General features: G+C 59.9%; 17 protein-coding genes. 5 read left to right on the top strand and 12 right to left on the bottom strand.

The window, feature by feature from the left end; translation table 11 throughout:
* Positions 1-12: 12 nt before the first annotated feature.
* Together CLV84_RS07685 and CLV84_RS07680 are read right to left on the bottom strand one after the other, a co-directional pair.
* Positions 13-1,245, bottom strand: a complete 1,233-nt coding sequence (locus CLV84_RS07685) for a M16 family metallopeptidase (RefSeq protein WP_146088747.1) — start codon at positions 1,243-1,245, stop codon at positions 13-15.
* Between the two features lie 196 nt (positions 1,246-1,441).
* Complete coding sequence (locus tag CLV84_RS07680; RefSeq protein WP_104419130.1) at positions 1,442-1,828, bottom strand: hypothetical protein; 387 nt, start codon at positions 1,826-1,828, stop codon at positions 1,442-1,444.
* Between the two features lie 109 nt (positions 1,829-1,937).
* Here CLV84_RS07680 and CLV84_RS07675 point away from each other — a divergent pair, with 109 nt between their 5' ends.
* Entirely contained in the window at positions 1,938-5,210 is a 3,273-nt protein-coding gene (locus CLV84_RS07675) for a S41 family peptidase (protein WP_104419129.1), read from the top strand.
* A 1,389-nt stretch (positions 5,211-6,599) separates the two neighbouring features.
* Here the strand turns inward: CLV84_RS07675 and dnaN are convergent.
* Together dnaN and CLV84_RS07665 are read right to left on the bottom strand one after the other, a co-directional pair.
* Positions 6,600-7,718: a DNA polymerase III subunit beta gene (gene dnaN, locus CLV84_RS07670; protein ID WP_104419128.1), complete on the bottom strand. Its 1,119-nt coding sequence runs from the start codon at positions 7,716-7,718 to the stop codon at positions 6,600-6,602.
* A 170-nt stretch (positions 7,719-7,888) separates the two neighbouring features.
* A complete protein-coding gene (locus CLV84_RS07665; RefSeq protein ID WP_170067609.1) occupies positions 7,889-10,480 on the bottom strand; it encodes a TonB-dependent receptor in 2,592 nt (863 codons plus the stop codon).
* A gap of 92 nt (positions 10,481-10,572) precedes the next feature.
* On the opposite strand from CLV84_RS07665, the gene CLV84_RS07660 reads away from it, so the two are divergent.
* Positions 10,573-11,514 (top strand): NAD(P)-dependent oxidoreductase, encoded by a 942-nt coding sequence (locus CLV84_RS07660; RefSeq protein WP_104419126.1) that lies wholly within the window; start codon positions 10,573-10,575, stop codon positions 11,512-11,514.
* On the top strand, positions 11,508-13,598 hold the full coding sequence (locus CLV84_RS07655; RefSeq protein WP_104419125.1) for a ComEA family DNA-binding protein: 2,091 nt from the start codon (positions 11,508-11,510) through the stop codon (positions 13,596-13,598). Before CLV84_RS07660 ends, CLV84_RS07655 begins: the two co-directional genes overlap by 7 nt.
* Before the next feature lie 10 nt (positions 13,599-13,608).
* On the opposite strand, the gene CLV84_RS07650 is transcribed toward CLV84_RS07655, so the two are convergent.
* Both CLV84_RS07650 and CLV84_RS07645 read right to left on the bottom strand, forming a co-directional pair.
* Positions 13,609-16,755, bottom strand: a complete 3,147-nt coding sequence (locus tag CLV84_RS07650; RefSeq protein WP_104419124.1) for a BspA family leucine-rich repeat surface protein — start codon at positions 16,753-16,755, stop codon at positions 13,609-13,611.
* A gap of 215 nt (positions 16,756-16,970) precedes the next feature.
* Complete coding sequence (locus CLV84_RS07645) at positions 16,971-17,876, bottom strand: diacylglycerol/lipid kinase family protein (protein ID WP_104419123.1); 906 nt, start codon at positions 17,874-17,876, stop codon at positions 16,971-16,973.
* 138 nt (positions 17,877-18,014) lie between these two features.
* Here CLV84_RS07645 and CLV84_RS07640 point away from each other — a divergent pair, with 138 nt between their 5' ends.
* A complete protein-coding gene (locus CLV84_RS07640) occupies positions 18,015-18,959 on the top strand; it encodes an ABC transporter ATP-binding protein (RefSeq protein ID WP_104419122.1) in 945 nt (314 codons plus the stop codon).
* A gap of 10 nt (positions 18,960-18,969) precedes the next feature.
* Positions 18,970-20,292, top strand: coding sequence for an ABC transporter permease (locus tag CLV84_RS07635; RefSeq protein ID WP_104419121.1), 1,323 nt, complete (start codon positions 18,970-18,972; stop codon positions 20,290-20,292).
* On the opposite strand, the gene CLV84_RS07630 is transcribed toward CLV84_RS07635, so the two are convergent.
* The 6 genes from CLV84_RS07630 to rpe form a co-directional block, all read right to left on the bottom strand.
* Entirely contained in the window at positions 20,289-20,555 is a 267-nt protein-coding gene (locus CLV84_RS07630; protein WP_104419120.1) for a hypothetical protein, read from the bottom strand. The genes CLV84_RS07635 and CLV84_RS07630 overlap by 4 nt on opposite strands.
* A gap of 73 nt (positions 20,556-20,628) precedes the next feature.
* The gene (locus CLV84_RS07625) at positions 20,629-21,447 is read right to left on the bottom strand and encodes a hypothetical protein (RefSeq protein ID WP_146088746.1); all 819 of its coding nucleotides are present in this window, start codon (positions 21,445-21,447) and stop codon (positions 20,629-20,631) included.
* 7 nt (positions 21,448-21,454) lie between these two features.
* Complete coding sequence (cysN, locus tag CLV84_RS07620; RefSeq protein ID WP_104419118.1) at positions 21,455-22,717, bottom strand: sulfate adenylyltransferase subunit CysN; 1,263 nt, start codon at positions 22,715-22,717, stop codon at positions 21,455-21,457.
* A 111-nt stretch (positions 22,718-22,828) separates the two neighbouring features.
* Positions 22,829-23,737: a sulfate adenylyltransferase subunit CysD gene (gene cysD / locus CLV84_RS07615; RefSeq protein ID WP_104419117.1), complete on the bottom strand. Its 909-nt coding sequence runs from the start codon at positions 23,735-23,737 to the stop codon at positions 22,829-22,831.
* Positions 23,734-24,318, bottom strand: coding sequence for an adenylyl-sulfate kinase (cysC, locus tag CLV84_RS07610; protein ID WP_104419116.1), 585 nt, complete (start codon positions 24,316-24,318; stop codon positions 23,734-23,736). The genes cysD and cysC overlap by 4 nt, the downstream gene beginning before the upstream one ends.
* Before the next feature lie 93 nt (positions 24,319-24,411).
* Positions 24,412-25,086, bottom strand: coding sequence for a ribulose-phosphate 3-epimerase (gene rpe / locus CLV84_RS07605; RefSeq protein ID WP_104419115.1), 675 nt, complete (start codon positions 25,084-25,086; stop codon positions 24,412-24,414).
* Positions 25,087-25,201 lie beyond the last annotated feature (115 nt).

Below are 25,201 nucleotides of genomic sequence, written 5' to 3'. Positions count from 1 at the left end.
GGTGCATTATTGCTAAATGCCCACTCCATTGCCGGTGGCGTTCATCTGGGTAGCGTCCTCCAGGATCTGACCGCCAACGCATACCTCCCAGTCCAGTTCGGGGCGGAGGTGGCGTTGGGCCAGGTCACGTATTTCGGAGGCGGAGATAGTGCGAATGGTCTCGTCGAGGCGACGGAGGTGGTCTACCGGATCGTACTCCTTAATGATGGCCGATCGGTAGCGGCTGCTTACGGCTAGCGGTCCGTCGAGATCCTGGACCAATCCGCCGAGGAGATAGGCACGGACCATATCCAGTTCGGCGTCGGGAACCAGGTGCTGGCGGAGTTTATCCATTTCGACCAATATCTCGCGCCGTACTTCCTCCAGGTTTTCGTTGGCTACGTCGGCGGAGATGCCGAAGGTGCCGTCAAAGCGGTAGGTGTCGAGTTCGCTGTCGATGCCGTAGGTATAGCCCTTTTCCTCGCGGATGTTGCGCATGAGCCGGCTGCCGTAGTAGCCGCCCAGGATGGTTTCCAGCACGGCGATACCCGGGTAGTCGGCGTCGTCGATGCGGAACCCCCGCCGACCACGCCGGATCATCGTCTGCTGGGCGCGGGGCCGGTGGATCTGCAACAAGCTGGGGGGCGCGGTATGTATCCGGTAGTCCGGTGCCGAAATGGCGGGTCCGGGGCGGAGTTGCCCGAATGTCTTCTCCAGCAGTCGTTCCACTTCATCGCTGAGCTGGCCCACTACCCGCAGCGTAGCGTTCCGGGCACCGTAGTAGCGCTCGTAGTGATCCCGAACGGCGGCTACGGTAAGGGCTTCGTAATCGGCCTTGGTACCCCCATAGCCGTACGGGTTGTCGGCTCCGAAAGCGGCTTCCGACAGGGTACGGTAGGCCAGCCAGTCGGCATCTTCCATGTCTTCCCGCAGCTGCTGCCGGCTTCGCTTTTTGAAGCGTTTGAGTTCCGGTTCAGAGAAGGCGGGTTGGGCCATTACCTCCGTCATCACGGGTAGGAGGTGGTGGGCGTGCTTCGTGATGGTGGCCAGCGACAGGCTCGCCGTATCGTAGTCGTCTGGGGTTTCCAGACTCGTACCGTACTGCTCGAAGGTAGCCTCCAACTCACTGGCCGAACGCCGGAGCGTACCCTCCACCAGCAGGCCATTGGTAGCATCGGAGACGAACCGCTGCGCCTCGTAGGGCCGTCCGGCGCGCCAAATCATTTCCACCATCAGAATCGGTGCCTGGGCTACGTGGATGGCCACCACCTGCAGGCCGTTGGAAAGCGTCCAGCGACGGGCCGGCGGCAGGGCGGGTACGCGGGGCGTACGGATGGGAGGGGCTTGGCGGTTTTTGATAACGATACGTACTTATAATGTCTGTTGGGAACCCCTCAGGCGTCCGGTGGTTCAGGGTCGCCAGGGCGCGGGAAATGGGCCTGTACCGATGGTGATCCCGTTTCTACCGTTTCGCTGCCGCGGAAAAGGTTATCGCCAGACTCGCATTCATGGAGGCCAGGCGGGCCAAATCTTCGGCGGATACCTCCGTGTTTATCTGGTGTCGGTGATCATTGGACAATATGGTCCACCGCAGGATGATGTGACGTACGCCCCCCCGCTGCAGGGTTGCGTAGTACTTTTCCAATCCGGAAATGTAGTCCGACACAGCGGAGGGAGTATGGCTTACTTCCGGCAGGTGAAACTGCGCCCGCTCGGGGTAGCGGATGCCCGGATCGTCTGCATTTAAGTAGCGGCCGACACCGGACACTTCCGGTAGCTGCTCGAATACTTCCTGATTCAGCGATTTCCCCTGGAGGGTGGCGTAAACTTGGTGGCGGATGGTATGCATAGGCTTTGGGTCAGAAATATAGGGCGCCGGGGCGCGGGTGCAACGTCTTACGGGAATTATAGCGGCCCTCGGAAACGCTAACTATATTCATCGCCCAAACGACCTTGCCATGCTCCCGCGCTTCCGCCGCCCCCTGCTTTTCCTGCTTCTCGCCCTGGGATCCACGCTTACCGCCCAGGAAACCCGCCTGCTACGCCAGCCGGATATTGGAAGCGACGCCATCGCCTTCGTGTACGGAGCAGATATCTGGACGGCCGACCGCGCGGGCAACAACGTACGCCGCATCACGAGTACGCCCGCCGTCGAGGGGTCGCCGAAACTGAGCCCCGACGGGCAGTGGTTGGCTTTCACCTCCGACCGCGATGGCAGCGAAGAAGTCTACGTCGTCTCCAGCCGCGGCGGCATCCCCACCCGCCTGACCTGGCACCCCTCCGCCGACGAGGTGCGGGGCTGGACGACCGACGGCAGCCGCGTCCTCTTCGCCTCGACCCGCCAGACCGCCCCCTCGCCCTACAACCGGCTGTGGACCGTCTCGGTCCAGGGCGGCCCGGCCGAATTGGTTAGCGAGCAGTGGGGCTACGACGGCAGCTACAACGCCGACGGCACGCGCCTGGCCCTGGATAAGATGAGCCGCTGGGACAGCGAGTGGCGCGCCTACCGTGGCGGGCAGAACACCCCGATCATCCTGCTCGACCTCGCCACCCAGGAGGAAACCCTGCTACCCAACGAGCAAACCACCGACGTGCATCCCGTCTGGGTCGGCGACGAGGTCTACTTCCTGTCGGACCGCGACTACACCATGAATGTCTACGCCTACAACGTGCCCAGCAGCGAGCTCCGGCAGGTGACCGAGCTCACCGGCTCCGACATCAAGTGGCTGGCCGGCGGCGCGCAGGGACTGATCGTGGAACGCGACGGCTACCTGCACCTGCTCGATCCCGCTTCCGGCGAGCTGGAGCAACTGGAGATCGAAGTCATCGGCGACTTCCCCTGGGCCGAACCCAGCTGGGAGGACGTCAACGACCGCGCCGAGTCCGTCTCCCTCTCCCCCACCGGCCAGCGGGCCCTGATGGCCGCGCGCGGCGACATCTTCACCGTCCCCACCGATAAGGGCGACTCCCGGAACTTGACCCAGTCCAGCGGCGCGGCCGACCGGGCCCCGATCTGGTCGCCAAAGGGAGACCGCATCGCCTGGTTCACCGATACCGACGGCGAAGGCTATGCCCTCCACCTGACCGATCAGACGGGCATGGGCGACGCCACCCGCATCCCCATCGGCGAATCCAAGATGGCCTGGGACCCCGCCTGGTCGCCGGACGGCAAGCAGATCGCCTTCATCGACGACGACGTCCGTATCCGCGTAATCGACCTGGACGCCCAAACAGTCCGCACCATCGACGTCGGCGGCAACAACCTCGACCGCAGCCGCGCCGAACCCCGCTGGTCGCCCGACAGTCGTTACCTGGCCTACGTCAAGAGCGGGTCCAATAACTTCCGCCGCATCTGGGCGTGGAGCACCGAAACGGAACAATCGCAACCCCTGACCGATGCCTTCGCCGATTCCTTCTCCCCCGCCTGGGACCGCGACGGGCAGCACCTCTACCTCCTCGCCAGCACCAACCTGGCCCTCGGCGCCGGTTGGGCTAATACCAGCAGCATGCAGGCGGACCCCGATTACAAAGCCTACGTCGTCGTGCTGCCCGGTGATCTCGACAGCCCCTTTATCCCCGAAAGCGACGAGGAGCCGGTGGAGCAAGCAGAAGAAGACACCGAAGCGGACAAGGACACCGATAAGAAAGAAGAGCAGGGCGACGGAGCGCAGGAAGAAAAAACCGTCCGGGTAGTCATCGACTTCGACAACATCAGCCGCCGCACCATTGCCCTGCCAGTGTCGGGGGCCAACTACTACGCCACGGCGGCCGGCCCGGCGGGGACGCTCTTCCTGGCCGAGGAAAAGCCCGGTGGCAGTGGCGCCACCCTGAAGAAATTCAGCCTGGAAAAACGGGAGGCCAGCGACTTCGCCGAAGAGGTCCGCAACTTCGCGGTGTCGTCCGACGGGAAAAAGATCCTCTTTCAGTCCGGCGGGGGCTGGAAGATCGCGGATACGGGCGGCGAAAACGGAAAGTCGGGCGAAACCGTCACCCCCGAACTGACCATGAAACTGGATCGACTCGCCGAGTGGAAGCAGATCTTCGAGGAAGCCTACCGCTACGAGCGCGATTATTTCTACGATCCCAACCTCCACGGCCGCGACTGGAAGGAGGTGTACGAACGGTACGCCCCGCTCGTCCCCTACATCCGGCACCGCGACGACCTGACCTACCTGCTCGACCAGCTCGGCGGAGAATTATCGGTCGGCCACAGCTTCGTATCCAGCGGGGACACCCCCGATACCGAGGATGCCAAGGTAGGTTTGCTCGGAGCCGACCTGGCGGCGGTCAACGGCCACTGGCGCATCCAACGCATCTACACCACCGAAACCTGGAACCCGGGATTGTCTAGTCCCCTTGATCGTCCCGGCCTCGACGTGCGCGTCGGCACCTACCTGGTCGGCATCAACGGGCAAGCGTTGACCGCCGAAGACAATCCCTACCGCTTCCTGGACGGTACCCAGGGCAAGCAGACGGTACTGCACCTGAATGACCGACCCGCCTTCGCCGGCAACCGGCAGGTGATCGTCGAACCCATCGGCGACGAGAACGCCCTGCGGCAGCGCGCCTGGGTGGAAGATAACCGGCGCATGGTCGACTCCCTGTCCGACGGTCGCCTGGCCTACGTTTGGGTACCCAATACCAGCGGTGCCGGCTTCGTCAACTTCAACCGCTACTACTTCGCCCAGCAGGACAAGGAAGGCGCCGTGATCGACGAGCGCTTCAACGGCGGCGGCCTCCTGGACGACTACATGGTCGACCTGATGACCCGCTCGCTGCGTGCCGCCCTTACCAACGAGGTCCCCGACGGCACGCCCTTCCGGCTACCCGCCGGCATCCTGGGCCCCAAAGCCCTGCTGATCAACGAACGCGCCGGCTCCGGCGGCGACTTCTTCCCCTGGGTCTTCCGCCAGCAGGAGGCCGGCCCCCTCATCGGCGCCACCACCTGGGGCGGGCTCGTCAAGTCCTCCACCCACTACCGCTTCATCGACGGCGGCTCCATGACCGCCCCCGATAACGCGGTTTTCGACCCGCTGGCCGGCGCCTTCATCGCCGAAAACGTGGGCATCGCACCGGACATTGCCGTGCGGCAGGACGCAAAAGCGCTCGGTGAGGGTCGTGACCCCCAGCTGGAACGGGCGGTGGAGGAGGTGCTGCGATTGCTGGAGGCGGAGGAACCGGTGGAGGTGCGAAATCCGGCTTATCCTACGCCTGCTGTGGGGGGTAAATAAGGGGGAATTATTGAATTGGTGAAGGACTGAATGGGCGGCATAGTAGCCGCTCGCTTCGCTCGTGGGCGGTAAGAATTGAATGCTTGAATTCGTGAATTGCTGAATAGGTGTTGTAGTATCCGCTTGCTTCGCTCGTGGGCGGTAAGGATTGAATGCTTGAATTCGTGAATTGCTGAATAGGTGTTGTAGTATCCGCTTGCTTCGCTCGTGGGCGGTAAGGATTGAATGCTTGAATTCGTGAATTGCTGAATAGGTGTTGTAGTATCCGCTTGCTTCGCTCGTGGGCGATAAAGATTGAATGCTTGAATTCGTGAATTGCTGAATAGATGTTGTAGTATCCGCTTGCTTCGCTCGCGTGAGGGGTTCCGTGCGCTACTATTTTACGGTGGAGGGATTTCGTCCGAGATGATGCCTTTCGCACGCCACCTCGGCTTGGAAAGCCTCGACCTTAGGTGCGCACATGGGATTGAGCCTCGCACAAAGGTCGGGGGCTTCCAGCCCGAGGGTATATTTTCTCGCACGCCACCTCGGCTTGGAAAGCCTCGACCTCAGGTGCGTACATGGAATAGCGCTACGCACAAAGGTCGAGGGCTTTCAGCCCAAGATTATGCTTTCCCGCACGACAACTCGGCTTGGAAAGCCTTGACCTCAAGTACGTACACGGAATAGCGCTATGCACAAAGGTCGAGGGCTTCCAGCCCGAGATCAGGCTTTCCCGCACGACAACTCGGCTTGGAAAGCCTCGACCTCAGGTGCATGCACGGGATAGCGCCTCGCATAAAAGGTCGAAGACTTCCAGCCCGAGATAATGCTTTCCCGCACGGCAGCTCGGCTTAAAGAGCCTCGACCTTCGGTGCGTGCACGGGATAGTGCCACGCATAAAAGGTCGAGGGCTTTCAGCCCGAGATCAGGCTTTCCCGCACGCCACCTCGGCTTGGAAAGCCTCGACCTTGGGTGCGTACACGGGAAAAAGCCTCGCGTCAAGGTCGAGGGCTTCCAGCCCGAGATCAGGCTTTCCCGCACGACAGCTCGGCTTGGAAAGCCTCGACCTCAGGTGCGTGCACGGGATAGCGCCTCGCATAAAAGGTCGAAGACATCCAGCCCGATGATAATGCTTTCCCGCACAACATCTCGGCTTAAAAAGCCTCGACCTTAGGTATTTACACGGGATAAAACGACTCACAAAGGTCGAGGGCTTCCAGCCCGAGATAATGCACTCCCGCACGATAGCTCGGCTTAGAAAGCCTCGACATTAGGTACAAACACGGGATAGCGCCTCGCCCAAAGGTCGGGGGCTTCCAGCCCGAGAGTATGCTGTCACGCACGCACGCGAGCGAAGCGAGCGACAAATGCATCACCCATTCACTAATTCAGTCCTTCAAAAATTCACTAATTGCTAAGCATCACCGGCATCACCAGCATCATAATATCCTGCCCGCTTTCCTGCTCGGTGGGGAGGAGGATGCCGGCGCGGGTGGCGGTAGACATCTCCAGGCGAACTTCCTCGCCTTCCAGGACGCCGAGCATTTCGATGAGGAACTTGGCGTTGAAGCCGATCTGGAGCGGACTGCCGTCGTAGCTGCAGCTCAATTGCTCGGTGGCTTCGTTGCTGAAGTCCAGATCCTGGGCACTGACCGTGAGGCTGCCGTCGGCGATGTTGAGGATGACCTGGTTGGTGGTCTTGTTCGCGTAGATGACGATCCGCTTGAGGCTGTTCTGGAAGTCGGCACGGTTAACGAGCAGGGTGTTCGGATTATCGACCGGAATGACGGCGTTGTAGTCGGGATAGCGGGCGTCAATCAGGCGGCAGGCCATTTTGGTGTCGCCGTACTCGAAAAAGGCGTTCGACTTATCGAAGCTGATGCTGACGGCCACGTCGCTGTGCGGCAGGGCACCTTTCAGCAGGTTCAATGCTTTCTTCGGGATAATAAAGCTGCTGGTCACTTCGCCGCTGAGGTCGCTGAGGCTGAATTTGACCAGCTTGTGGGCGTCGGTGGCTACCATGGTCAGCTTCGAAAAGTCCACCTGGAAGAACACCCCGGTCATCGCGGGACGAAGTTCATCGGTAGAGGTGGCGAAAAGGGTGCGGTTGATACCCTCCTGCAGATTCATGGCCGTTACGCTGATCTCGTCCGCTTCGCTGGGTTCCGGGATGTCGGGATAGTCGCCCCCGGGTTCTCCCGCTAGCTTGTATTTGCCGTAGGCGGAGGTGATCGAAATGCCGTAGTTGTCTTCGTTGATATCGAAGGTGATCGGCTGCTGGGGCAGGGCCTTGAGCGTATCGATGAGAATCTTCGCCGGAACGGCTACCTGGCCGTCTCCATCCGCGTTTACCTCCAGGCTGGTCACCACACTAGTCTCCAGATCGGTGGCGGCGATTTTGAGCATATTCCCCTCAATGGTGAACAGAAAATCTTCCAGAATCGGCAGTACCGGGTTCGAAGCAATAGCCCCCCCGGCCAGCTGTAATTTCTTCTGCAGATCGGAACTGGAAACGGAAAATTTCATAGTGATTCAAGCTTTTGGCAAACTTACGGAAATATCACCTTCGGCGGGAATAGAAGTGTACGTCCAGCTCCCCGCGGTCGCGGTGATAGACCTCGCTACGCTCGCGGTAGCGGCTACGCGGGAGAATAGAACCTTCAAACTTTAGCGACCATCGAGTTTCGATATCGCCCCTACCCTGGTCGCCACCGCAGCCCCAGCACTCCCCACACCCCGTAGTTCGTAGAGGATAGCAGCAGGGAGTCGTCCTGGTCCGGTTTGCCGATGTAGCGTTCGGAACGGTGATCGGTGGCGTTGTTCAGGCGGGCGTAGGCGGAGATGTCCTTGAACAGCTCATAGTCGGCGGCAAGGTCGAGGCTGATGACGGCGTTGATCCAGATCGGCTCCCCGTCCTGCAGCAGATCGAGGGTGGAACTGCGGTAGTTGCCGGCGATGACGAGATTGAGGCGCTGGCGGGGGTTACTGTAGACGATGCTGAGGTTGGCCGAGCGGCGCGGGGCCTGGGCTAACGTAGCGCCTTCCAGAGCGGAATCCGCCAGGCGGTAGTCGTTGAAGTTGAGGTTGCCGTTAAGATTCAGGAAGCGGAACCCCTGGTTGATAAAGCCCAGGTTCTGGTAGAAGCCTAACTCTACCCCGAGCAGCCGGGCATCGGCGGTGTTCATCAGGCTATAGCCCAGTGCGGGTTGATGGTTGACCAGGCGGTACTCAGCGGTACGTACGGTCGGGTTGTCCAGGAACTTGGCGTATACACCGATGCTGATCAGCCCGTCACTTCGGCCGTAGCGCTCGAATACCAGATCAAAGTTGTTGCTATACGTTGGTTCGACGTCGGTATTGCCAAGGCTGAAGACGTCCAGGCGGGCTTGTCGCCGTTCTTCGAAGTCGCTCGTGGGCACCAGTGTCGAGTATGGCACGCGGGCAATCGCCGAGTAATAAGCAAATCGAAACTGACGGTCGCGGCGAATGCGATAGGTAATGTTGAGGCTGGGGAAGAGGTCGTTGTACGACAGGGAATCGGCTCCACCCGACCCGCTCAGCTCGTAATCGATATTCGTATACTCGTAGCGGAGACCGGCCGAGGTACTCACTTTAGCGTTCCAGTTGTTGACGAACATCAGGTAGGCGGCGGCAATCTTTTCTCCCGCGAAGTAGTTGGGTCCGCCGTCGAGGTCCGGATCCTCAGTAAGCGGGGCCTCCTCGTTGAGGTCGGCAAAGCTCCCCCCCGGAATACTAGCTGCGGTAGGAAATGAATCCCGCAGGAAAAATTCCCGGTAGTTCCGCTCCTTGATGCGGTAGCGGCCGCCCACGCGTACAAACCGGGTACGGCCCGTATTGAGGTAGCGGGTCAGGTTGACGGCGCCGATGGCAATGTCTTCCTCCAAATCCAGGTTCTGCTGCTCGGTACTCTGCCGGGGAATTTCCGTAGCGGGGTTTTTCGTATCGAAGGGCGTCAGGTTGAGGTATTCGTCTTCCGAAAGGTCGGGAGAAGCGCCAAACGGCAGGTAGTGGTACGCCCGTTGCCGATCGATCAAGCGCTCACTGGTGCTGGCAAAACTCAGCGCGTAATCCAGCTGAGTCTTGTTAAAGTTGTTTTCAACTTCCAACGCTACCATATTCAGGCGGCGCTCCTCGTTCCACTTGCTCGTGATCCGATTTTCGAAGCCACTGCCAAGGCTACCAAAGTTGGTTTCCCGGGTGTAGACATCTTCGTCGATGGCACTGTAGTTATAGCTGATCCGGAGGCGATTATAGATACTCGGCCGGAGCTCCACGGCCCCGATAATGCCGGTTTTGTTCGTGATGCGATCCGTATCGATCGGCCGGACCCGGCTGATGCTCCTCCCGGTCACCCCGTTCTCCCCGTAGTCGTAGCGTTGCATGCGGTTGCCACGGGCGTGGCGGAAGAAGCTGCCGGCCAGTAGACCGTACACCTGCTCGTCGCTTAATTCCGAGTTCAGCACGACGGCACCCTGGGCGATGCCGGTGTTGATGTCATCCGCCCGGTCAAAGCCGAAGTTGGTGCCCGCTCCCCCCTGAACCAGTACCTCGAACTGCTGCTCCGGCTGCCGGATGCGGAAATCGACCGTTCCACCGATCGCATCGGCGTCCATATCCGCACTTCGGGCCTTGACCACCCGCACCTGTTCCACGAGGTTCGATTGGATGATGTCCAGGCTGCCGGCCCGGTCCGCCTCCGGTTGTACGGCCGGCAAGCGCTGCCCGTTGAGGGAAATGGCGGTATACTGCTCCGGCAACCCCCGCACCTGTACCAGTTCGCCCTCACCGCGGTTGCGGGTGATCGTTACGCCCGGCATACGTTGGACCGTTTCCGCCAGGGTGATGTCGGGGTATTTGTTGAAGAGTTCGGAGTGGATAACCGTCTGCTGGGTGATTGCCGACTGCTGAATGCGCAGCGCCTGTGCCTGCCCCGAGGCGCGGCGGCCGTAGACGATCACTTCGCCCATGTCGACGAAGGATTCGCTGAGTACGATGTCGAGCTCGACCTCCCGTTCGGTGGTACTGATCCGTAGCGTAGTGTCGTAGTTCTCGTACCCGATGTAGGAAGCTAGGATGCGAATACGACCCGGGGGTACCTCGAGGGTATAGTGGCCGTTGATATCGGTGATCGCCCCGATCACGGAGCCCACCACCTGCACCGATCCGCCGACCAGCGTATCCCCTTCCACGTTGGTCACCGTGCCCCTCACTTCCGCTTCCTGGGCGAACAAGGAGATGGAACCTAGGCAGATCAATAGGAGAATCAAGTGGGGTTTACAACGCATACCGACTAAAGCGACCGGGCTCTTGGGTTTGTTTACGGCGGGCTTTATAAATTACGGGACCTAAAATTCCGCAGATGCCCACCGCAACAAAGATAACATTCCTCGATGCCGCCAGCGTCGAGGATCTCCCCGCCTTCGATACCTTCAACGAGCTTGGCCACTTCACCGCTTATTCCCATACGAAACCAGACGACGTGGTCGACCGGGCCGGCGGAGCGCAGGTCGTCATCGTCAACAAAGTCAGGCTGACCGCGGAAATCATCGGCGAGTTGCCGGATCTTCGCCTGATCTGTGTCGCCGCCACCGGGGTCAACAATGTCGACAAGGAGGCAGCCGGGGAACGGAACATTCCCATCCGCAACGTCGCCGGTTACAGTACCGATTCGGTAGCCCAGCTCGCGATGACTTCCCTCCTCGCCATGGCCATGGACCTCCCCTATCTGAACGAGGCGGTATACAACGGAGCATACAGTAAGGCGAAAGACTTCACCCTGTGGCGTCATCCTTTCTACGAATTGGGGCACGCCCGCTTCGGCATTATCGGGCTGGGCACGATCGGGCGGCGGGTAGCGCAACTCGCCGAGGCTTACGGCGCCAAAGTGGTCTACCACAGTACCAGCGGTACCGACCACGACGTGCCCTATCCCCGGCTGGAGCTGGATGAATTACTCAGCAGTTGCCAGGTGGTCAGTATCCACTGTGCGCTTACCGAGGCCACGGAAGGGCTCATCGGCTACAACGAACTCAAACGGATGTCTCCCTCGGCCTACCTCGTCAACGTGGCCCGGGGCGGTATCGTAGTGGAGGCCGATCTGGCGCGGGCCATCGACGAGGGCGTCATCGCCGGGGCGGCGGTGGACGTATTCACCCAGGAGCCCTTGCCCGGCAGCCACCCCTATCTGTCCGTCAAAAACCGGCATCGCCTGTTTCTCACCCCCCACGTGGGTTGGGCGAGCGTGGAGGCCCGCACGCGGCTGCTCGCCGGAATCCGCGATAACATCCGGGAAGGATGGTAGGGGCCCCATCTTTGCTCCTGCGCTCCGGCGCCCTGCTTGGTTTGTCCGTGCTTGGCCTTACCCTGAACGGTCAGGAACAAGCGACGGAACAACTGATCGAGGACGTGATCGCCCAGGACGCGGAGGAAGGCGGGGAATTTACTTTCAACGATGCGTTTTCCCTACTGGAAGGCTACGAACGCCGGCCCCTCGACCTCAACGCGGCAACCGCCGAGGAGCTAAATGCCACCTACCTTCTGAGTCCGCTGCAAACGGACCGACTCCTCGCCTACCGCGAAATGCTCGGGGGCTTCATCAGCATCTACGAACTCCAGGCGGTACCGGGGCTAGACCTGGAAACGATCCGGCGGATGCTTCCCTTCGTCGCGGTAGGCAAAGGATTGGACGACGTCACCGTACCCTTAGCCACGCTCCTTACCCGTGGGCAGCGGGAACTTTACGTGCGCGGGGGGCGGCGGCTGGAACGCGCGCGGGGGTATGCGCTACCGGATCCGAGCTATCTGGGCAGTCCCGACCGCTTGTACCTGAAGTTCCGCCAGCGCTACGGCAACCAACTCAGCCTGGGCATCGTGGCGGAGAAGGACCCCGGGGAGGTGTTTTTCGGGCGAGCGGACGTCCGCCGGGGATTCGACTATTACGGTTTGCACTTCTTTGTCCGCAACCTCAACCGGCGCGTCCGGGCACTGGCACTCGGGGATTTCTCGGTAAGCTTCGGGCAAGGCCTTATCCTCTACACCGGTTTCGGTTTCGGAAAAAGCAGCTACACGACTACGGTGGCCCGCAGCTCCCCTACCCTGCAACCCTACGCCAGCGTTAACGAGTTCAGTTTCGTGCGGGGAGCGGGGCTCACCCTGGCGCTGGGCAAGCGGTGGGAAACCAGCGTCTTTGCGGGGCGGCAACGGCGGACGGGAAACCTGGCGGCGGACTCCCTTAGCGTCAGCTCGCTAAGCCTCAGTGGCTACCACCGCACCCTGAACGAGCTGGCGGACCGTCGGCTCGTAGGGCAAACAACTTACGGCGGGCAGCTGAAGTACCGACCCCATAACCGGATCACCCTGGGACTGAACTTCGTCGGCGAGCACCTGAATACGACCCTGCTACCCCGCAACCAGCCCTACAACCGCTTTTATTTTCGGGGTACCGACCTGGGAAACGTGAGCGTTGACTACGCTTACCGCCTCCGCAACTTTTCTTTTTTTGGCGAGGTCGCAGGTGCGGCGTTTTGTTGCGGAACGGAAGGAAATTCGCAAAACCGGGGCCTGGCCATGCTCCACGGCGTCAATGTGGGCCTTGACCCTAAGGCGGACCTGGCGCTCGTTTACCGACGGTATGCACCCGGGTACCGGGCGCTCAATGCCCGCCCCTTCGGAGAAACCGCAGGGGGGCGCAACGAAACCGGGTTGTACCTCGGCCTGGAGCTTCGCCCCGCCCTCCGTTGGCGCATTAACGGATACGTCGACCTGTGGCGCCACCCCTGGCTGCGGTACACCATCGACGCGCCGAGTAGCGGCCAGGAGTACCGCTTCCGGATTACCTATACCGTGAAGCGCAAACTCGACGCGTACGCCGAGTTGCGCAGCGAGACCAAGGGGTACGGGATCGACGGTGGCGAAGCCCTCAAACTGGACCCGGTGGTGAACCGGACCCGATTTCAGGCCCGCCTGCATGCCGGCTACCGCATCACCTCCGCCCTGGAATGGCGCTCGCGGTTCGACGTCGGCTATACCGAAGACGAGTGGAAAGGCCGGCAACGCGGGTTCATGTTTTTCCAGGACCTGCATTACCGTCCGCTCGGGCCCTTCGGTTGCTCGGCCCGGGTAGCGGTGTTTTCCACTCCCGGCTACGACGTGCGCTTTTACGAGTACGAGAACGGACTGACCTACAATGCCCGGGTGCTACCCTATTACGGAAACGGATTGCGGAGTTTTTTACTCCTTCGCTACAAGGGCATTCGCAACCTTACCCTCGAGACCAGGATCGCCCGTACCCAGAACACTGACGGTAGCACCCTGGGCAGCGGATTGGAAGCGACCGACCGGACCCACCGCACGGAGATCGCCGGGCAGGTAGTCTGGCGGTGGTGATGGCGGGCGCTTACCGTACCAGCACGGTCCGGGTGGTTACTTCGTACCGGCCGTCGACTCTAAGGTAGTAGAGTCCTTTGGCCAGGTTACTGAAGTCGAGATCCGTAGACAGATCCTCACTCGTCGTAACCGCAATGTGACGGCCGAAGGAGTCGTAGACGGTGATCGGAACCGGGTAGGCACACTGCTCGAACTTGACGGCGAATTCCCCGGTGGTGGGATTGGGGAAGACATCGAAATCCATTTTTTTGCAGATTTCCGGCAGGTCCGATACCGTCACCTGGGTGGCGGCCGTACAGCCCCCGCCGTCGGTAACGACGACCTCGAAGGTGCCGTTAGCGGTCACCCGGATGTCTTCCGCATCGTCGTGACCGGCAATACCGATACCGGACCAGAGTGGTTGGAAGGGTGCCGTTCCACCGGTGATGGACAGGTCGATCGTGCGCTCTCCTCCTTCGGTAGTGACGGGGACCGCCGATACGACCAATGCTTCGGGTTCACTCAGGCGAACGGTACCGCTTGCCACGCAACCGGTGCTGTCCTTTACGCGAACGTCGTACTGCGCCGCGGCAAGGCCGGAGGCAATGGCGGCGTCGTCGAAGTCACCCGTCCCGTCGGCATCCCAATCGTAGGAAAAGGGTGCCCGGCCACCGGAGGCGGTTACGAGCACTTCCCCATCTTGACCCGCAAAACAGGACGGCATGACAATCTCCTCGACTACCAGGCGGAGATCCGACCGGACGGTGACCAGGAAGCCACTACTGAGGCGTTCTCCCCGCTCGTCGGTGTACGTATAGACCACGCTGGTGCTGCCAACGGGGAAGGTATCGCCACTGACGTAATTGGAGGTTACGGTGCCGGCATCGCAGCTGAAGGTTGGCGGTATCCAGCTGACAACGGCACGGCAGTCATCGGTATTCGTCGTTGCTACGATGTCGGTTGGCAGGTTCCGCACGGTTAAGGGCGAGGAATCGATGGTGTCGGTCGCCTTCACCTCACAACCGATGGCATCGCGGACGGTGAGCGATATCGGCCCGACCGGCAGTCCATTTGCGATCCGCTCGTCGCCATAGCCTCCCGCTCCGCTGGCTTGCCAATCGTAGTGATAAGGCAAGCGGCCGCCGGAGACGGTGACCTCGGCGTGGCCATCGCTTGCCGACCGACAGGAGACGGCGGCGGTTTCGAGCTTACCAACCTGCAAATTCGTCGTAACCGTTACCACGAAGGAGGCCACGATGGGTTCTCCCGCTCCTTCGGTAGCCATGTAACTGACTACCGTGGTACCGACGGGAAAGAGGTCGCCGCTGCGGTGCGTGGCGGTCAGGGTAGACCGGCAGTTGGTGGTAGGGGGGGTCCAGAAAACGCGTGCCTTGCAACCGTCGACATCCGCGGCCACGGTGACGTTCTTTGGCAGCTTATAGATGGCGGCGGGAGCGTCCTCGACCGTGACGGTCGCCGTGCAGCTTTCGGCGTTACCGTCCCGGTCTTTCACCGTCAGTACGACCTCGACCTGACCGATATCGGAGCAGTCGAAGACCGTACGCGACGCGCTGAACTGAAGCTCGGTTTCGCCGCAGTGGTCAAAAGATCCGCCGTCCAGCGTATCGGGCCGTATGGTTACCGATCCGTTGGCATCCAGAAATACGGTAATGTCGCGACAGACGGGGGTAGGGGGTAAATTCGCGCTACCACCGTCGAAAATGGTCCAGCCGTGCTCCAGCATCAATGCGGTACGCGCCTCCGCCCCCGCGCAGAAAGTGGTTTGGCCAACATCGAGGCGGACATTCGGCTGCAGATCGAGTTGCACCCACTGCTGCAGTAGTTCGTCGTAGTTTTCCTGACTCAGTTGGCCTTTGGCGAAGAGATCGCTCATATTAGTGACCTGGCTGACATCCCAACTTTGTAAATCCTGGTCGAATTTCGATCCCCAGAACATTTCGGTCATATCGGTGACCGAGGAAACATCCCAGCCACTGAGATCGTGGTTGAACTCGGTGGTCCAGGCGAAGGTGCCGTTCATCTTGGTGACGTTGCTGACGTCCCAGCCGGAAACGTCCTGATTGAACGCTTTGGCACTGTAGAACATACCGGCGATGTCCGTTACGCTGGACATATCCCAACTGCCAATGTCTTTGTTGAACGCCAGCGTATATCGGAACATATCCGTCATGGTAGTGACGCGAGCGGTATTCCAGGAACCGATGTGCCGATCGAAGGCTTTGCTGCTGTAGAACATACGGGCCATGGTGACCACGCTGGAGACGTCCCAGCTGCCGATGTCGCGGTTGAACTCGCTGGCATCCTCGAACATCCGCGACATATCGGTTACCGAAGCCGTATTCCAGGTACCGATCTCGCGGTTAAACTGACGGGCGGAGCGAAACAGGCCGCGCATGGTGGTCACCGAGGCCGTGTTCCACTGTTGCAGCTCCTGGTTGAAATTGGTGGCGAAAGCAAACATCTGTCGCATATCGGTGACGCTTCCGGTGTCCCATGACTTCAATTTCTGGTCGAAATTGTGGGCATCCAGGAACATCTCCGAAAAATCGGTTACGTGGCTTACGTCCCAATTATCGAGCGGCTGGTTGAAGGTAGAGGCGCCGGCGAACATCCCGGACATATTCGTGACGTGGCTGGTGTTCCAGTCATTGAGGTGGGCGTTCAGCTGTTCGCAGCCCCGGAACATGTTCCGCATTGAGGTAACCTGCGACAGGTCGGGGGCGTCGGTGGCCAGCAGTAACATATTCGTACACCCGGAAAAGGCGCCTTCCATGCTGCGCCATTCGATATCCCCCCAGGACAGCACTTTAAGCAATTTGGCCGCGTCGCCGCCGCCATCGAATTTTATCTGGGGAAAGGCACCGCGAATCCGGATCGTATAGATTCCCGCCTTGCCGTAGTTGTGGGAAATACTACCGGTGACGCCGGTAGTATCGTAGATACCATCGTTATTCCAATCAACGTCGTACAGGTAGCCCGGTCCGGCGGTAGGGACGGTGATGGATGTAGGGTTGGAGTGACCGGGATTGTCGGTTTTCCACGTGGTTACGAAGGGCAGTTGTTGCAGGGCAACCAACGGGGCCGCGGAAAAGAGGAAGAACACGCCGAACAGGGCCGACGCTCCTACTCGTACGAGTTTATGCAAGGTGATACGCATAAGAAAAATTTGTGTAAGCCATACCTCCGCAAATGCGAGATATAGTAGTGTCTAAAACCTGGAACTGATTACACGCCGCCGTACAAAACGGCGCTGCATGAGTGTGTCCACCGATATGTAAACCCCAAAAGCGGATACCTTAGTGCGGATTAACTATTTTCTGCCATCGCTGGAACCGACCTGATGGCGAACTAGGGAAAGCGCAGACCAGTAAACTAGAAGGCAGTTCGCCCGCACCGTACCCGAAGGGTTACCGGCAGCAATTCAGCCACCACCGGGCCCGTGCCCAAATATTCGCCGTCAGCTTCCACCCCGGTTAGCCCGTCGACCCGCACCGAAGTGGCGTGGGTGGTGGTGACGCCCCGGACCGCGCCGATCGAATCGGTAAAGAACCGCCAACCGTTGAGGGCAATGCGGTGCAGGGGCAGCGCCCGGGCATAGGTCAGCGCCAGGGAATCCCGGAGGGGATTGGCCTGCGGCACTAGCCGCATTCCGCCTCCGTTGTACCGGCCGATACCCAAATTGATGGTGTGGAAGCGGTCGGTTACGCACTCGCCGTCGTACGTAAGGGACAGTCGGGGCGGGGTGAAACCGGCAAGGTGGGCGGCGGTGAGCAGCGGGTACGTCAACCGGTGCTTGAAGGGGTGTTGCTCCGCGCGGCGTACTACCTCGGCATCGTATGCCATACCGGCTACGTTGATGAAATAGCGGGGTGGCCCGGAGGGGAAGGATAGCTGACCGATCCGGTGATCGATCAACCATCCCTTTTCCATCGTCTGGAACCACCGCAGCAGGTGGCGTGGTACGGCCAGGGTTCGGCACCAGTCGTTGCCGGATCCCACCGGGAGCGGAGCGTAGGTACATTCGTTCAGGGCACCCAGTTTGATCAGGGCATTGACCACATCGTGGTGGGTACCGTCACCCCCCACCCCGATAATGTCGCGGGGGCCTGACTCCAAGGTGCGTTGCAGCGTACGGTAAATGTCTTCCCGCTTAGCCGCCACGGTTGCGCTGCATTCCGGTACCCGCTTTCGAATAACGGGCTCGGCGGCCCGCCACCAGGCCGCGGCTCGTCCCCCCGCGGCTGCCGGGTTAACGATAAAGTGGGGACGATCAAACATGCTGCAATGATACGTTGGGTACCGACAGCTACGTTTTCGCGGAATGGATTAGTCTATTGCGGACGTTGATTCGTATATATCGTTCCATAAGTCCCGCCACATTTGGCCATCTTGCGGAAGAAATACAGGCACTCACCCATGAATGAAACCACTACCGCCCCGGTTATAGAGGTCCGAAACGTAACCAAGACCTACGGAGAAAAGGTAGCCGTGGACGACGTCACCTTCACGATGCCTCCCGACGCGATTCTCGGGCTGTTGGGCCCGAACGGTGCCGGGAAGACCAGTTTGATCCGGATGATCACTACCATCACGGCCCCCGATAGCGGAGCGATATTTTTCCAGGGGCAGGCCCTCAACGGTTACCATCCTACCCAGATCGGCTATCTGCCGGAAGAGCGGGGCCTGTACAAGCAGATGTACGTCGGGGAGCAATTACTGTATCTGGCGCAGCTGAAGGGAATGACCGCCAAGGCCGCCGAATCCCGCGCCCGGGAGTGGCTGGCCAAGTTCGAACTGGAGGGGCAATGGCAGAAAAAAGTGGAAGAGCTGAGTAAGGGGATGCAGCAGCAGGTACAGTTTATTGCCACGGTACTCCACGAGCCGAAGCTCCTCATCCTGGACGAACCCTTCAGCGGCCTCGATCCCGTCAACGCCAACCGGATGCGGGCCGAGATCCTCCGCATGCACGCCAACGGAACGGCCGTCATCTTCAGTACCCACCGCATGGAGCAGGTGGAAGAACTCTGTGAGTATATCGTACTGATCGACCGCGGCCGCAACATCCTGCAGGGAAAGGTGCGGGAAATCCGTCGGCAGTTCATGGAACACCGGTACCGCCTGAACTTTAGCGGCGAACTGCCCCCGGCACTGGCCGAGCGGTACACATTGCTGAATCCCACCGTTTCCGGCGTAGACATCCAACTGGACGCTCACCTCACCAGCAACGACCTGCTCCGAGATTTACTAAACATAGGCGTGGAGATCCAGGGCTTCCAGGAGATCCTGCCGAGCCTCAACGAAATTTTCATCAAGCGCGTCAGCCGAGTTGCCGCCGCCGAGCAACCTTCGACCACCCCCTAACACCCTCCGAATGAATAACCTCTGGCTAGTTACCCGCCGCGAGTACATCACCCGCGTTCGTCGCCGCTCCTTCATTCTCGCTACCCTGCTTACACCGGTAGGCTTCGCGCTTTTCGTGGTCATCGCGAACGCCGTATTCAGTTATGGTAACGACGACGTCCAGCGCATCGCGGTCATCGACGACGGGAACCTCTTCGACGGGGCCCTTCCGGACGAGAACGGGCTGTATTTCCGCTTCGTCGATCAGCCGCTGGATAGTCTCCGGGAAGAAACGGGTGAAGACCGCGATTTCGCCGGCATCCTCGTGATCCCCCGGGTCACCAATCCGCGCAGCCGCAACTTTAGGGTGCAGCTCTTCAGCGATGAAACGCTCAGCATGGACGCCCAGAGCCGGATCCGCAATCGGATCGAGGATGCGCTGCGGGAGTACAAGATCGAAGCTCTGGAGATCGATGCGACCACACTGGCTAGCCTCGATACCGACGTATCCCTGAGTGTCCGCAGCCTGACCCAGTCCGAGGAGGGAGAAAGCGACGATCGCAGCATGGCCTCCGCCCTGGGCGCGGGTATTGGCACCGTGATGGGCTTTCTGATGTACATCTCCGTTTTCGTCTACGGAATGATGGTCATGCGTTCGGTGATGGAAGAAAAAACCAACCGCATCGTGGAGGTGGTGATCAGTTCCGTACGCCCCTTTACCCTGCTGCTGGGCAAGATCATCGGGGTGGGCGCGCTGGGCCTCACCCAGGTGGTTGCCTGGATGATCATGATCCCGGGCCTGCTATTCCTGGTGGGGCTCTTCTTCGGCCTGGATAGCGAACCCTCCCAGATGCCCAATTCGCCCGATATGAATCCGGAAGAGATGCAGAGCATGATCGACCGCGCGATCGCTGGCCTGAGCGACTTGAACTGGTGGATCATCATCCCCTGCTTCATCCTCTATTTCCTGGGGGGATATTTTATGTACGCCGCCCTCTTCGCCGCAGTCGGCAGCGCCATGGGCGACGATATGGGAGAAAGCCAGACCCTGACGATACCCATTACCATTCCCGTCATCCTGGCGTTTTACATCATGATGGCCGCCATCCAGAACCCTAATTCCAGCCTGGCGGTCTGGTCGTCGATCTTTCCCCTGTTCGCGCCGATCGTTATGCCGGCCCGCCTGGCCTTCGACCCGCCGATCTGGCAGGTGCTGCTGAGTTTGCTGTTCGTTTTCCTCTTCGCGGCCCTGATGGTTTGGATGGCCTCCCGCATCTACCGGATCGGGATCCTGAACTACGGTAAAAAGTCGAGCCTGAATGATATGGGTAAGTGGATAACCGCCAAATACTAAATCGTGACCTCCTCTCCGGGCTCGATCCCCACGTTCAGAATCTTGATGACGAAGGAACAGGAAGTACTCCCGTCCATCGTTGGCCGCATGGCTTCCGTAAGGGCGGCCATTACGTCGTCGTACGCACCGGTCACTTGGGTGCTTAGTCCGTTGGTTGCAAGGCGAAGCCCCGGCTGCGACCGCAGCCGCTTGATAAAGTCGATGATGGGCGCTTCGTAATCGGAGGTAAGCGGATAAAGGGACAATTCCGCGGAAATCATCATGGCGTGGGTTTTAGGTGGGAATAAGTATGGGTACTACGAATGTTGGTTGCTCCCGCGCTCCGGCGCGATAAAGTTAATACGTAATAGCCGTGGGTCGGAGAAAATCGACCGGTTGGGACAATCCCTCGGCGATGATAGCGGAATCGGCCCCAAGGTCCAGTTCGCCGATCAGTTGCCGGAGGTCGGCCTCCAGATCGAGCAGGATATCGGCGCCGCGCACGGGAGGTATGTCTTCGGCAAAAGCTAGCGCGAACGGAATACTGCCGTAGGAATTGACGGAGAGCGTATCCCCTCCCGGTGTACGGGTGAATTCCAGGCGCGACTGCACGTATCCCCTGCCGTCGCGGTAATTCAACAACCGGGGTTGGGTGCGCAGCGGGTCACCACTCGGCGCTTCGGCCGGCACGACATTGCGGTAGCGGTCCGGTAGGCCGTAGGCACCGGACAGACCGGACAGGGGAAGCTCGCCGAGTCGAACGGCACCGACGATCGTAGTCCTCCTGGCGGTCCCGGCCAGGAGGTAGTTCCCGTTCAGCGTAACTTCCCGTAGGGTACCGGCATTATTTTCCACTAACTCCACCGGACGAAATGGTTCCGGCAGTTCGGTAGCGGAGGATACCAGCCGCAGGTCGGCGAGGTAGTACCGAAAATCGATCAGTTGAAAGGTTGCACCGGTAGCATCCCGGTAAGTGCTTCCGGCCACGACGGCGGTATCGTTCCAAACGGTCGAGACGCGGATGGAAAGCTCCGGGTACGTGCAGCAATCCGGGCAAGCTTCGTCGGCTCCGAGCGCATAGTTATTCGCGTCGGGGTCGAGGCAACCTACGCTCTCTTCGTAGCAGGCAGGCAAGAGCAAGCATCCGATGGCAAGACAACAACACAGGAGGCGCATGGGCGAGTTAGATGATCATCCCCGCCGCGACCGTTTCGTTGGTTTGCTCGTCGATGAGAATCAGTGATCCGGTGATCCGGTTTTTACGGTAGGGGTCGGTGAGCAGGGGTGCGGTGGTACGCAGCTGCACCCGGCAGATGTCGTTCATCTTTACCTCCCTGTTGTCCTCGTCGCGGTGCAGGGTATTGATGTCCAGGCGGTAGCGAACTTCCTTAATGATGCAGCGGGCCTCCTGGGTGGTATGCATAATCGCGTATTTACCCCGGGGCTGGAGCGGCTTCTCGTTGAACCAGCAAAGCATCGCTTCTACGTCCTGGGTAACCTCGGGTTGGTTGTTTTCCCGTACGATCATATCGCCCCGGCTGATGTCGATATCGTCTTCGAGCAGCATGGTAACGGACATGGGCGGAAACGCCTCCTCGATCTCGCCGTCGTAGGTGTCGATCTTGGCGATTTTGGAGGTAAAGCCACTCGGTAGCACGACGACTTCGTCGCCTTTCTTCCAGACGCCGCCGGCGATGCGGCCCGCGTAGCCGCGGTAGTCGTGGTATTCGTCGCTGTAGGGACGGATAACCGTTTGAACCGGGAAGCGGCAGTCGATGAAGTTATTGTCGCTACCGATATGCACGTTTTCGAGGGCATACAGCAGGGTGGAGCCGCCGTACCAGTCCATGTGGGTGGACTTGTCTACAACGTTGTCGCCTAGGAGGGCCGACATGGGGATGAACTCCACGTCCTTAACGTCGAGGCGGTGGCTGAAGGCGCTGAAGTCTTCCTTGATCTGATTGAAGGTCTCCTCCTTGAAGTCTACCAGGTCCATCTTATTGATGCAGACGATCAGGTGGGGAATCTGGAGCAGGGAGGCGATGAAAGAGTGGCGGCGAGTCTGCTCGACCACGCCGTGGCGGGCATCGACCAGGATCAGGGCGACGTTGGCCGTCGAGGCGCCGGTAACCATGTTCCGGGTATACTGGGTGTGACCCGGGGTATCGGCGATGATGAACTTACGCTTGGGGGTGGCGAAGTAGCGGTAAGCTACGTCGATGGTGATGCCCTGCTCCCGCTCGGCCTTCAGACCGTCGGTAAGCAATGCGAGATTCACGCCGACTTCGCCCCGCTTCGTGCTGGTCTGAGAGATGGCCTCGTACTGATCCTCGAAGATGGATTTGGAATCGTACAGCAGGCGGCCGATCAGCGTGGATTTACCGTCGTCAACGGATCCGGCGGTGGTGAAGCGAAGCAGCTCGGTGTGTTCTAGTGTATTGAGCATTAAGAATATAAATTTTATAATGTAGAATGAGCCGTCATCCGGGGTGGAGGGGCAGCGGTCGTAAGCTGGCAGGGTGCTGGCGAAGGGCTACCGTACCATGAGGATACCGTACTAAAAATACCCCTGCTTCTTGCGGTCTTCCATGGCGGTTTCGGAACGCTTGTCGTCGGCGCGTCCACCCCGTTCGGTCTGGCGGGCGATGCTGACTTCGGCGATGATGTCCTCGAGGGTCGAGGCCTGGGATTCCCATACACCGGTGCAGGTGATGTCGCCGATGGTGCGACAACGGACCATCTTCTTCTCCAGTTGCTCTTCGGGGCGGCGGGGCAGTACCTCGGAATCGGCGAGTAGCATACCGTCGCGCTTGAAAACCTCCCGCTCGTGGGCGAAGTAAAGGCTAGGCAGCTCTACCTGTTCGACGGCGAGGTATTGCCATACGTCGAGTTCCGTCCAGTTGGAGATCGGGAATACGCGGAAGTGCTCGCCGTAGAGCTTGCGGCCGTTGAACAGGTTCCACAGTTCGGGGCGCTGGTTCTTGGGGTCCCACTGGCCGAATTCGTCGCGGTGGCTGAAAAAGCGCTCTTTGGCGCGGGCTTTCTCCTCGTCGCGGCGTCCCCCACCGAGAGCGGCATCGTACTTCCCTTTTTCGAGGGAGTCCAGCAGGACGGCGGTTTGCAGGTAGTTGCGGGTGGCGTTGAAGCCGGTTTCTTCCCGCACCATGCCCTTGTCGATGGCTTCCTGCACGGAGCCCACCACGAGATTGGCACCGATGCGCTCCACCAGTTGGTCGCGGTAGTCGATGGTTTCCTGGAAATTGTGGCCGGTGTCGACGTGGAGTAGCGTGAAGGGGATCTTGGCGGGGTGGAAGGCCTTAACGGCCAGGTGAACCATCAGGATGGAGTCCTTGCCCCCACTGAAGAGGAGGACGGGATTTTCGAACTGGGCGGCTACTTCCCGCAGCACAAAAATGCTTTCGGATTCGAGTTCGCGCAAGTGGTTCAATCGGTAATTGGCGGTCATAGTGATAATGCTTCAATGAGTTGGTCGGCGGCCTGCTCGATGCTCAGGTCCGCGGTTTTAATGTCCAGAAAGGGCGCATCGGGCGCCTCGTAGGGGCTATCGATACCGGTAAAGTTTTTGATCTCGCCGGCTCTTGCTTTGGCGTAAAGACCCTTTACGTCCCGCTGCTCGCAGAGTTCGATCGGGGTATTGATAAATACCTCCATAAAGTCGTCCTGCCCCACGATATCGGCGACCATTTGCCGCATTTCGCGGGTGGGACTCACGAAGGAGCAGAGTACGAGGGCACCGGTTTCGGCGAAGAGTTTGGCGACCTCGGCAACGCGGCGGGTGTTTTCTTTGCGGTCCTCAAGGCTAAAGCCGAGATTGGCGTTAAGCCCGTCGCGGACGTTGTCGCCATCGAGCACCCGCGCGAACACGCCCCGCTCAAAGAGTTTGCGCTCTACTTCGGCGGCGATGGTGCTCTTCCCGCTTCCCGATAAACCAGTGAGCCAGATCACGCCGCCGCGGTGGCCATTGGCCGCTTCCCGCTCCTGTCGTTGGACCAGGCGATCGTGTATAGGGTGAATGTTGTCAGCCATAAGTGGAAATCAGTCGCAAAGATAAAGCAACGAAGTAGTTTTTGCCGTCTTTGCGACAAGCTTTAACCAGGATGTAATCTTCATATTTCGCGGTCACACGTAGGCTACCGGGTTGGCATCGATGTGCTTCAGCCGCCGGATGGCCTCCGCCGGATCGTCGGATTTAAAGACCGAACTGCCCGCCACCAGCACCCGCGCGCCGGCTTCGAGTACCTTGGCCGCGTTCTGTTCGCCGATGCCGCCGTCGACCTCGATGAGGGCGCGGCTGTTGTGGGTAGTGATCAATTCGGCGGTCTGCCGCACCTTCGGAATGCTTTGGTAAATGAACTGCTGGCCACCAAATCCGGGGTTGACCGTCATGATCAGCACCAGGTCAAGGTCTTCGATCACGTTCTCCAGTACGCTGACCGGGGTATGCGGATTGAGCGCGACCCCGGCTTTAACACCCGCTTCCTTCATTTGCTGGATCACCCGGTGCAGGTGGGTGCAGGCTTCGGCGTGAACCGTGAGGCCACTAGCCCCCGCCCGGGCGAAGCTGTCGATGTAGCGGGAAGGGTCGTCGATCATGAGGTGCACGTCCACGTACTTCTCCGCCCGCCCCGCAATCTGTTCGATAATGAACTGGCCGAAGGAAATATTCGGCACGAAACTGCCGTCCATGACGTCCAGGTGAAACCAATCGGCCTCACTGGTATTCACCAGATCGATGGCTTTATCCAAATGGAGAAAATCGGCGGCCAGTAAGGAGGGAGCGACAAAATGCGACATACGGAAACTTTGTTACCGAACCACCAGACCGGGCTTAAGGTCGAATCTCCTGCCAAATTTTGCACCTTTACCCCTCCAAATCCAATCCGCGCTAAACTAAGCCGCGTATGCGTTA

The organism is Neolewinella xylanilytica (assembly GCF_002934605.1).
Taxonomy (GTDB): domain Bacteria; phylum Bacteroidota; class Bacteroidia; order Chitinophagales; family Saprospiraceae; genus Neolewinella; species Neolewinella xylanilytica.
The sequence above is the reverse complement of the archived record's forward strand: the minus strand, read 5'-3'. Positions and strand labels throughout refer to the sequence as shown.

Coding starts and splice junctions, on each gene's coding strand:
- CLV84_RS07680 (WP_104419130.1), bottom strand. CDS start 1,828: ATGCATACCATCCGCCACCAAGTTTACGCCACCCTCCAGGGGAAATCG.
- CLV84_RS07675 (WP_104419129.1), top strand. CDS start 1,938: ATGCTCCCGCGCTTCCGCCGCCCCCTGCTTTTCCTGCTTCTCGCCCTG.
- dnaN (WP_104419128.1), bottom strand. CDS start 7,718: ATGAAATTTTCCGTTTCCAGTTCCGATCTGCAGAAGAAATTACAGCTG.
- CLV84_RS07660 (WP_104419126.1), top strand. CDS start 10,573: ATGCCCACCGCAACAAAGATAACATTCCTCGATGCCGCCAGCGTCGAG.
- CLV84_RS07655 (WP_104419125.1), top strand. CDS start 11,508: ATGGTAGGGGCCCCATCTTTGCTCCTGCGCTCCGGCGCCCTGCTTGGT.
- CLV84_RS07650 (WP_104419124.1), bottom strand. CDS start 16,755: ATGCGTATCACCTTGCATAAACTCGTACGAGTAGGAGCGTCGGCCCTG.
- CLV84_RS07645 (WP_104419123.1), bottom strand. CDS start 17,876: ATGTTTGATCGTCCCCACTTTATCGTTAACCCGGCAGCCGCGGGGGGA.
- CLV84_RS07640 (WP_104419122.1), top strand. CDS start 18,015: ATGAATGAAACCACTACCGCCCCGGTTATAGAGGTCCGAAACGTAACC.
- CLV84_RS07635 (WP_104419121.1), top strand. CDS start 18,970: ATGAATAACCTCTGGCTAGTTACCCGCCGCGAGTACATCACCCGCGTT.
- CLV84_RS07630 (WP_104419120.1), bottom strand. CDS start 20,555: ATGATGATTTCCGCGGAATTGTCCCTTTATCCGCTTACCTCCGATTAC.
- CLV84_RS07625 (WP_146088746.1), bottom strand. CDS start 21,447: ATGCGCCTCCTGTGTTGTTGTCTTGCCATCGGATGCTTGCTCTTGCCT.
- cysN (WP_104419118.1), bottom strand. CDS start 22,717: ATGCTCAATACACTAGAACACACCGAGCTGCTTCGCTTCACCACCGCC.
- cysD (WP_104419117.1), bottom strand. CDS start 23,737: ATGACCGCCAATTACCGATTGAACCACTTGCGCGAACTCGAATCCGAA.
- cysC (WP_104419116.1), bottom strand. CDS start 24,318: ATGGCTGACAACATTCACCCTATACACGATCGCCTGGTCCAACGACAG.
- rpe (WP_104419115.1), bottom strand. CDS start 25,086: ATGTCGCATTTTGTCGCTCCCTCCTTACTGGCCGCCGATTTTCTCCAT.